Source organism: Microcoleus sp. N9_A1, from assembly GCF_036701795.1.
GTDB lineage: Bacteria > Cyanobacteriota > Cyanobacteriia > Cyanobacteriales > Microcoleaceae > Microcoleus.
Genome location: NZ_JAUBRI010000039.1, coordinates 61,445 through 69,396 on the forward strand (window position 1 = coordinate 61,445; position 7,952 = coordinate 69,396).

Genomic DNA, 7,952 nt, shown 5'->3' on the forward strand with positions numbered 1-7,952 from the left:
ACGTAAATAATTATTGAGAGTTTGCTATTATACTTTGTCTTTCTAGAAAACGCCCAATTGCCACCTCTAAATCATCAGCAGTCAGGGTACGTTCTCCTCGCAGAACCACGGCTTTAATTGCATCTGAGCAGATCCGTTCGATATCTGCTCCAGTAGCACTTTCAAGCCGAGCTGCAAAGGTAGATAGATTAATAGTATAACGGATCGCCGACAGATAGCGACTTAAAAGCGCCGTCCGCAGTTCAACCGTTGGATTATCGAAGAAAATAACTTCATCAAATCGTCGCCATACGGCACTATCCAGTAGTTTTTCGTGATTGGTAGCAGCGACGAATATACTTTGATTTGTCACATTATCGATCAACTGTAACAAGCTATTCACTAGGCGTTTGACTTCACCATGTTCATTTAAGTTATCGCGATCGCGGGCTATAGCATCAAATTCATCAAACAAAACAACCCACTCACCCTTTTCAATGTATGTAAAAATTTTCTGAAGGTTGGTTGCAGTTTGACCCAAGTAAGAAGAGAATACCGCTGTTAGGTTCACATAAACAAGCGGCAGCCCCAAGGCGCTAGATAGGATTTTTGCAGTTTGAGTTTTACCACATCCTGGTGGGCCACAAAAAAGTAATTTGCTTTTGGGCTTGAGGTTATAGGCTACAAGGATATCTTGTTTACGATTTTCGAGGACGATTTCTTGCAGGACATCAAAATTTTTTTCACTCAGTACGATGTGCTCCCAAGTAAGGTCAAATTGTTTGACATCAAGCAAGGCAAGTCCAGTATCCTTGTCTTTAGGAGGCTCAGGAAATTGGTTCCAGGGAGTCGGGTTAGCAGCTAGGGGTTTGATGTATCCATTGCCGTTTTGAAGCAGCTTTTCCAAGTCTCTAGCAAGTAAGAGGTGATTTTTATTTCTTTCTTCTTCAATAATTTCCATGGCGGCAGCCAAAAACCCTTCTCTCTCGTTATGAGAGAAGCTTTTGAAGAGTTTTCTGAGGATTTCGCCACGCGCCATAATTAAAATGCGAGTTAAACAGTTTATATACCTTAATTAAATATACTGCATATTTCCTAAAAAGTCAACATGGAAACCATAATCTATCGATTTATTGTAGAGCTTCAATATCCAGTTTAATAGCAATTGAAACTCTCTGTTTATAGCTATCTTAGATTTTTATTGTGAACTATTTTATTGCCTTACCCGCTCTTCTTTGTTCTTCAAATATTATCTTAAGTTATAAAATAAACTCAAGCTTTTTTAAATAGCCTCACTAATTATAAATATTGGATAGACTTCTGATGGTTCGTTGATGATATCCCGATCGTAGCCAGTTAGTTAGATTCTGATTTTTGTAACCGCAGATATCAGCGGATGGACACAGATGAACGCAGATAGGATTTGATCTGCGTTCATCTGCGTTGATCTGCCTTCATCTGCGGTTACAAAAACTTCTACTTTAACCCAAACCCACGCAATGTCGATGGCAAGCCGCTTTTTGAATCAGCGCAGTTAATTTGGGAATTTTGTAACCGCAGATATCAGCGGATGGACACAGATGAACGCAAATAGGATTTTATCTGCGTTGATCTGCGTTGATCTGCCTTCATCTGCGGTTACAAAAATTTCTACTTTAACCCAAACCTAAATCAGTCACAGCACCCACACTGCTAGAAGAAACCAATTTAGCGTATTTAGCCAAAACGCCCCTAGTATAGCGAGGTTTAGGAGGCTGCCAAAGAGCGCGCCGCTGCTCCAATTCTGCATCAGAAACATTGAGCTGCAACAAGCGATTTTGAGCATCAATTGTAATCGAATCGCCCTCTTTTACCAGAGCAATTGTGCCGCCAACTTGCGCTTCGGGTGCAACGTGACCGACAACCCTGCCGTAGCTTCCGCCAGAGAAGCGGCCGTCAGTAATTAAGCCGACAGAATCGCTTAAACCTGCACCAATTATTGCCGAAGTTGGTGCTAACATTTCGCGCATTCCCGGCCCGCCTTTGGGCCCTTCGTAGCGGATGACAATCACATCTCCGGCTTTGATTTTTCCAGCCAAAATTGCAGCCAAACAATTTTCTTCCGATTCAAATACCCGCGCTGGGCCGGTAATTTTTGGTGTTTTAACACCTGTAATTTTAGCAACGGCTCCTTCTGTTGCCAAATTTCCCCTGAGAATTGCTAAATGTCCTTGGGCGTACATCGGGTTATTCCAAGGGCGGATGACATCTTGGTCAGCGCGCGGTTCGGCGGGAATATCTGCTAACACTTCAGCAATAGTTTGGCCGGTAATTGTCAGCGCATCGCCGTGTAGCAAGCCGCGTTCCAAAAGCATTTTCATGACTTGCGGAATGCCGCCGGCTTTGTGCAAATCGACGGCTACGTATTTGCCGCTTGGTTTGAGGTCGCACAAGACTGGCACTTTGGCTCGAATTGTTTCAAAATCGTCGAGGCACAGTTCAACGCCGATCGTATTTGAAATCGCCAATAAATGCAGCACAGCGTTGGTTGAACCGCCGATCGCCATAATTACCGCGATCGCATTTTCAAAGGCCTTGCGTGTCAAAATTTGGCTCGGTAACAACTGTTTCCGAACCGCTTCCACCAAAACTTTGGCAGATTCCTCAGCGCTATCAGCTTTTTCGGCATCCTCAGCAGCCATTGTCGAAGAATAAGGCAAACTCATGCCCATCGCTTCAAAAGCGCTCGACATCGTATTTGCTGTGAACATTCCGCCGCAAGAACCCGCACCCGGACAAGCATTCTGTTCCACTGCATTGAGTTCTGTTTCGTCAATTTTGCCCGCGCTGAATTGACCGACTGCTTCAAAAGCGCTGACAACGGTTAAATCCCGTCCGTTGTAGTGTCCGGGTTTGATCGTGCCGCCGTAAACAAAAATAGCAGGAATGTTCATGCGGGCGATCGCAATCATCGCCCCCGGCATATTCTTATCGCAACCGCCGACAGCCAGCACCCCGTCCATACTTTGGCCGTTGCAAACAGTTTCGATGGAATCAGCAATTACATCTCTCGACACCAGAGAATATTTCATCCCTTGAGTTCCCATCGAGATCCCGTCGCTGATAGTAATCGTACCGAACATCTGCGGCATCGCCCCAGCTTCCCTTGCACCCGCAATAGCCCGCAAAGCGAGCTCGTTCAATCCCATATTGCAGGGCGTAATCGTGCTGTACCCGTTGGCAATCCCCACAATCGGCTTAGTGAAATCGCCGTCACCAAAACCGACTGCCCGCAGCATTGCTCGGTTGGGCGCGCGCTGCACGCCCCCAGTCACAGCTTGGCTTCTCAAATTTTCAGGCATTTTAAAATTTCCTTTCTCTGTTGATAGTTGACAGTTGACAGTTAACAGTTGTCAGTTGTCAACTGCCAGCTCGCCCAAAAACGGATACAAGTTTCCGATAATCGTCGTGGTGAGCCCATAATTTTAGACCAAAGTTCCGGCTCCCAGATGAATCTGTGGAGCAAATCTAAAATCTAAAATCTAAAATCGACTGACTGAGTGTCCAGTCCCGAGAGTTTTACCCTATTGTTGATTTTCTCAGAAGCGTTGATATTTGTCAGGCCCTTTAGGAGCGAGTAGCACAGCATTGCCAGGAAAGCAATGCAAAGATTCTACAGATAGTACAGCGTGCAGAGTGAATACCGTAGTTATCTGGGATGATGTGGTAACACCCATCACTCTAACGTTTAAAAAAAATTGCGAGGCGAATGACATGGAGGCCGATCGAATTCTGAGGCAATATGCGGCCGGAGAAAGAAATTTTCGAGAGATTAACCTCGTCGGGGCCGACTTAAAAGGGGTAAACCTCAGCGAGGCTAACTTTACCAGATCGAATTTCCAAGACGCAAACCTCAAAGGCGCTAACCTGACGGGAGCGAACTTGCGCGAGGTGAAATTGGCAGGGGTGGACTTGACGGAAGCCAACCTCACCGAAGCAAATCTCATCGGTACCGATTTGAGCCGCGCCAATCTCAGCGGGGCTAACCTGATGGGAGCCAACCTGCGCGGCTCAATGGCCAGAGAAGTCAACATGACCAAGGCTAATTTGACCGAAGCTAATTTGACCGAAGCCAACTTTACTGAAGCGAATTTGTTTGCGGCCAACTTAACCGACGCTAGCATGATTCGCATTAATTTGATGAAGGCAAATTTGAGTTGGTCAACTCTCAAAGCGGTAAACCTGACAAATGCCATCCTCAGCGAGTCGCTTTTAGAAAGAGCTAACCTGAATCAGGCAATTCTCAGCGGGGCGATGCTCAGCGGGGCTAACCTGACTGGTGCAGACTTGCGCCAAGTAACGATGGTGGGAGCTAATCTGAGCGAAGCTAATCTGAGCAATGCTAATTTGAGGGTTGCTAATGTGAGTTGGTCAACGCTAGCAAAAGCTAATTTGAGCGGTGCTAATTTGTACCGGGCCAAGCTGTGCTGGTCTAATTTTAGCGGGGCTGTTTTGTTGGAAGCGGTTTTGATTGATGCTAATCTCAATCGAACTAACTTCCGCGATGCAGATTTGAGGCGGGCAATTATGCCCGACGGCACGACTAATGACAGTTGACAGTTGACAGTTGACAGTTGACAGTTGACTAATATCATGTCCGGTTGAATAGTTATCATACTTTTGTCCGATCATGCCCAATGCCCAATGCCCACCCTTCGACTTCGCGAGCGGGCAAGATGCCCTATCCCCTGTTTGGCCAATGCCCTATGCCCGTAGAGGTTTTATTACCAATTAACCGGACTTGATATAATGACTGTCAGTGAATTATTGATTCTGGTTGCGGCGGGAATTTTTGCCGGAATTCTAGCTGGATTTTTGGGTATTGGCGGCGGTACGGTGCTCGTGCCTTTGTTGGTGGCTCTCAATTATGCTCCCGTGCAAGCGGTTGCTACTAGCGGTTTGTCGATCGTCATTACAGCTATTTCTGGCAGCATCCAGAATTGGCGCATGGGCTACCTCAGCTTGAGCCAAGTCGCAGGCATCGGATTTCCCGCCGTCATTACAGCACAAATCGGTGCTTATTTGGCGGGGATATTTCCGCCTTACTTGCTGTTACTTACTTTTGGGTTGTTGCTGTGGCTGAATATTTATTTGATTGAAGTTCGCAAGCGCCTGACAGCTAAGAAGAAACCGGAACTAGAACAAGGGGAACTGGGAGGACAAGCGGGACAACGAGAAAATGCTCAATTACCAATTACCAATCACGAATTACCCAATAATTCAAATATTTTATTCAATCCAACTTTTGCTAAAATTGCTACCGGCAGTGCGGCAGGTTTATTAGCGGGTTTGTTCGGCGTAGGCGGCGGCGTAATTATGGTTCCCCTGCAAATTTTGCTGTTAGGAGAAAGCATTAAAACCGCAATTCAAACCAGCTTGGGCGTCATCGTCATCACTGCTATTTCGGCGACGGCTGGACACGCGGCGCGCGGGAATGTTTTGTGGGTTGTGGGGTTGATTCTGGGCGGCGGCGGTTTGTTGGGCGCGCAGGTGAGCACGCGGTTTTTGCCGAGATTGCCCGATCGCACTATTAGTTTAGCTTTTCGATCGCTCTTGGCAGTATTATCGCTCTATGTTTTCTGGCAAGCTTGGCAAAAATTTAGCAATGGGTAATTGGTAATGGGTAAGGTGCGCGGCAGAAGAGCCCCCTACGAAAAAATCCGGGAAGGTGCCCGCGCTGCACCCTACGAAAAACGAATAAGTAAGACTAATTTGTTGATAGTTTCTTCACGGCGCGAGTCAGACGCTGCAAATAAGGCTTGACAATTTCTTGATTTTGCCTCTGCAACTCGGAAACTTGCTGCTGCAAATGCTGAATCTCGGTTTGCAACATCCCTGTGTCTATTGTGGGTCGATCGAGCAAATCCTGCAATTGCTTCAGAGAACCTTGGATTTCATTCAAGTCTACTTCAGTCGATCGCTCCTGTAACTGAGCCGTAATAGTTTTAACTTCAGTTAACTTTTCGCCCATCAATAAAAATCTGACGTTGACATTTTCCCAATCATGCTCTCTGAGGGCGCTAGTTTCCAAAATGCGGAGTTTTTGCTGCAAATCCGACAGTTGCGTGTTGAAATCCTGAGAATCTGCCGGCAGCGCCTGGGCTTGGCGTTCGAGAGAGGCTACGGCAGCTTGTACCTCGGCGATGACGCCGGATTCCAAACCGAGGAGTTTCTGCTGCAAGTCGGAGACGGCGGTGTAGAGCTCCGCAGGTTCTCCAGGTAGTATCTGAACTTGGTGCGAGCGACGTTCTACTGCGGCCTGTACGTGCGTAATCGCAGAATTTGTCTTTTGTTGCATTTGTTGCTCGAAACGCTGGCGATTGGCGATATTTAGCGAGAGTGCTGCGGTTAAGGGGGCGGCAGCGTAGACAATTTGGCCCGACAATCCAGCAGCAATCGTGCCAATCGCTGAACCAGCAACAGAGGCGTATTCTACCAATTCTAGCCAGTCCGGCTGGTTCGGGGTACTTCTCAAAGCTGGGAATGATGCTTTTTCAATCTTCTGCATAGCCTTTTAGTCGTAGTCGGATAGATGGCGATACGGACATGATAAAAGCGATCGGCAAATAAATCAGGGCTATTTGTCAAATTTTCGGGATTGTGGTATTTTTATTGACCTCCTGCCGAATACCTTCTGCCTTCAAAACCGTCAATCTCAGGTAAAATTCAGGATTAAGTCGATCGCTCAACAGTTAACCAATAACCGTTAACCGCCATCTGTCAGGAGTATACAGAAAATGGGTCTTAAGATTATTGAAAGCTACGATAGCAGTTTTGTCCTCGAACCAGAAGCTAAAACTGCACTGTTCGGTTTGTTAACAGGTGAAAGCTTTGTCAAACAAATAGCGCTACAATTGCAATGCTCGCGCATTGAGTTTGCCGAGTTACTTTTTCAGCCAGTCCCTTACAGCAGCGAGACGCCGAAGGGAATGCCTGCAGAATTTGAAAAGTATCATGAATCGAGCGATTTTGCGATCGTCAACGTCCCGCCTAATTTCATGTTCCAAGCCAAAATATTTAAACCCAGCCGCCTCTGTGCCGTTTATCGAGTTTTTAAGAGTTAGGTAAAGGCTGGTTAATCTGTGGTTTAATCTAAAATCTAAAATCTAAAATCTAAAATCGGATGACAGAAGACATTCAATCTCTCGCCAGCTTAGAATTCATTCCATACATAGACTCCGAGGGGAAATTGCCCGATTTTGTCCAGGGAAAAATCGGCGTTTACGCAATTTTTGACAGCGAGAAAGTCCTGCAATTTGTCGGCTATTCTCGCGACATTTACCTCAGCCTTAAACAGCATTTGGTACGCCAAACCCAGTATTGCTACTGGCTGAAAGTCCAAACTATTGACAAGCCCAGCCGCACTATCCTGGAAAGCATTAGAGAAAGTTGGATTGCCGAAAACGGTTCCCAACCCCAGGGTAACGGTGCCGATGCTGCCAAGTGGAACGATCCCATCGACACCAAAACTGTGATGACTGCCCAAGAAACAGCAAATTATGAAGGTATTTTCGCCGATGAAATTGCCAAAGATAAATTGTTGAAAAATGTAGCGCGGCGGGTGGAAAATGAAATTTTCTCGCTCCTCAAATCTCGCGGTGTAACTGAAGAAATTCGGTTTAATCCCAAGCTGAAAACTAGCGGATTGCTGGATTTAAAGTAACTGCGATATCAGGTTAATCCCCCACAATCAACCCTGTTTGTAGTGAGGACTTCAGTTTTCTCTCTAAGGACTAAAGTCCTCACTTCAAACTTATAACATTTTAAGATTTATAGCAACCGCCACAGCGGGCGCGGACATAAATAACCTCATGAATAGAGCCGATACCCGTCAAGCATAAATGGTTTGATTCCCGTACTGTCAACTGTCAACTGTCAACTGTCAACTGTCAACTGTCAACTGTCAACTGTCAACTGTCAACTGTCAACTGTCA

General features: G+C 46.1%; 7 protein-coding genes. 4 read left to right on the plus strand and 3 right to left on the minus strand.

Features of this window, described 5'->3' with window-relative positions; translation table 11 throughout:
- Positions 1-10: 10 nt before the first annotated feature.
- Positions 11-1,018 carry an ATP-binding protein gene (locus QUA58_RS18580; RefSeq protein ID WP_333395205.1) on the minus strand — a complete coding sequence of 336 codons (1,008 nt, stop codon included), beginning with the start codon at positions 1,016-1,018 and terminating at the stop codon, positions 11-13.
- Between the two features lie 616 nt (positions 1,019-1,634).
- Complete coding sequence (gene ilvD, locus QUA58_RS18585; RefSeq protein ID WP_333395206.1) at positions 1,635-3,320, minus strand: dihydroxy-acid dehydratase; 1,686 nt, start codon at positions 3,318-3,320, stop codon at positions 1,635-1,637.
- A 412-nt stretch (positions 3,321-3,732) separates the two neighbouring features.
- Between ilvD and QUA58_RS18590 the strand changes: the two genes are divergently transcribed.
- Complete coding sequence (locus QUA58_RS18590) at positions 3,733-4,575, plus strand: pentapeptide repeat-containing protein (protein WP_333247516.1); 843 nt, start codon at positions 3,733-3,735, stop codon at positions 4,573-4,575.
- A 192-nt stretch (positions 4,576-4,767) separates the two neighbouring features.
- Complete coding sequence (locus QUA58_RS18595) at positions 4,768-5,631, plus strand: sulfite exporter TauE/SafE family protein (protein ID WP_333247131.1); 864 nt, start codon at positions 4,768-4,770, stop codon at positions 5,629-5,631.
- A 94-nt stretch (positions 5,632-5,725) separates the two neighbouring features.
- Here the strand turns inward: QUA58_RS18595 and QUA58_RS18600 are convergent, their stop codons facing one another.
- Complete coding sequence (locus QUA58_RS18600; RefSeq protein ID WP_333395207.1) at positions 5,726-6,526, minus strand: hypothetical protein; 801 nt, start codon at positions 6,524-6,526, stop codon at positions 5,726-5,728.
- 229 nt (positions 6,527-6,755) lie between these two features.
- On the opposite strand from QUA58_RS18600, the gene QUA58_RS18605 reads away from it, so the two are divergent.
- Both QUA58_RS18605 and QUA58_RS18610 read left to right on the plus strand, forming a co-directional pair.
- Positions 6,756-7,082, plus strand: a complete 327-nt coding sequence (locus QUA58_RS18605; protein ID WP_333395208.1) for a hypothetical protein — start codon at positions 6,756-6,758, stop codon at positions 7,080-7,082.
- Positions 7,083-7,141: 59 nt separating this feature from the next.
- On the plus strand, positions 7,142-7,681 hold the full coding sequence (locus QUA58_RS18610; RefSeq protein ID WP_333247126.1) for a GIY-YIG nuclease family protein: 540 nt from the start codon (positions 7,142-7,144) through the stop codon (positions 7,679-7,681).
- Positions 7,682-7,952 lie beyond the last annotated feature (271 nt).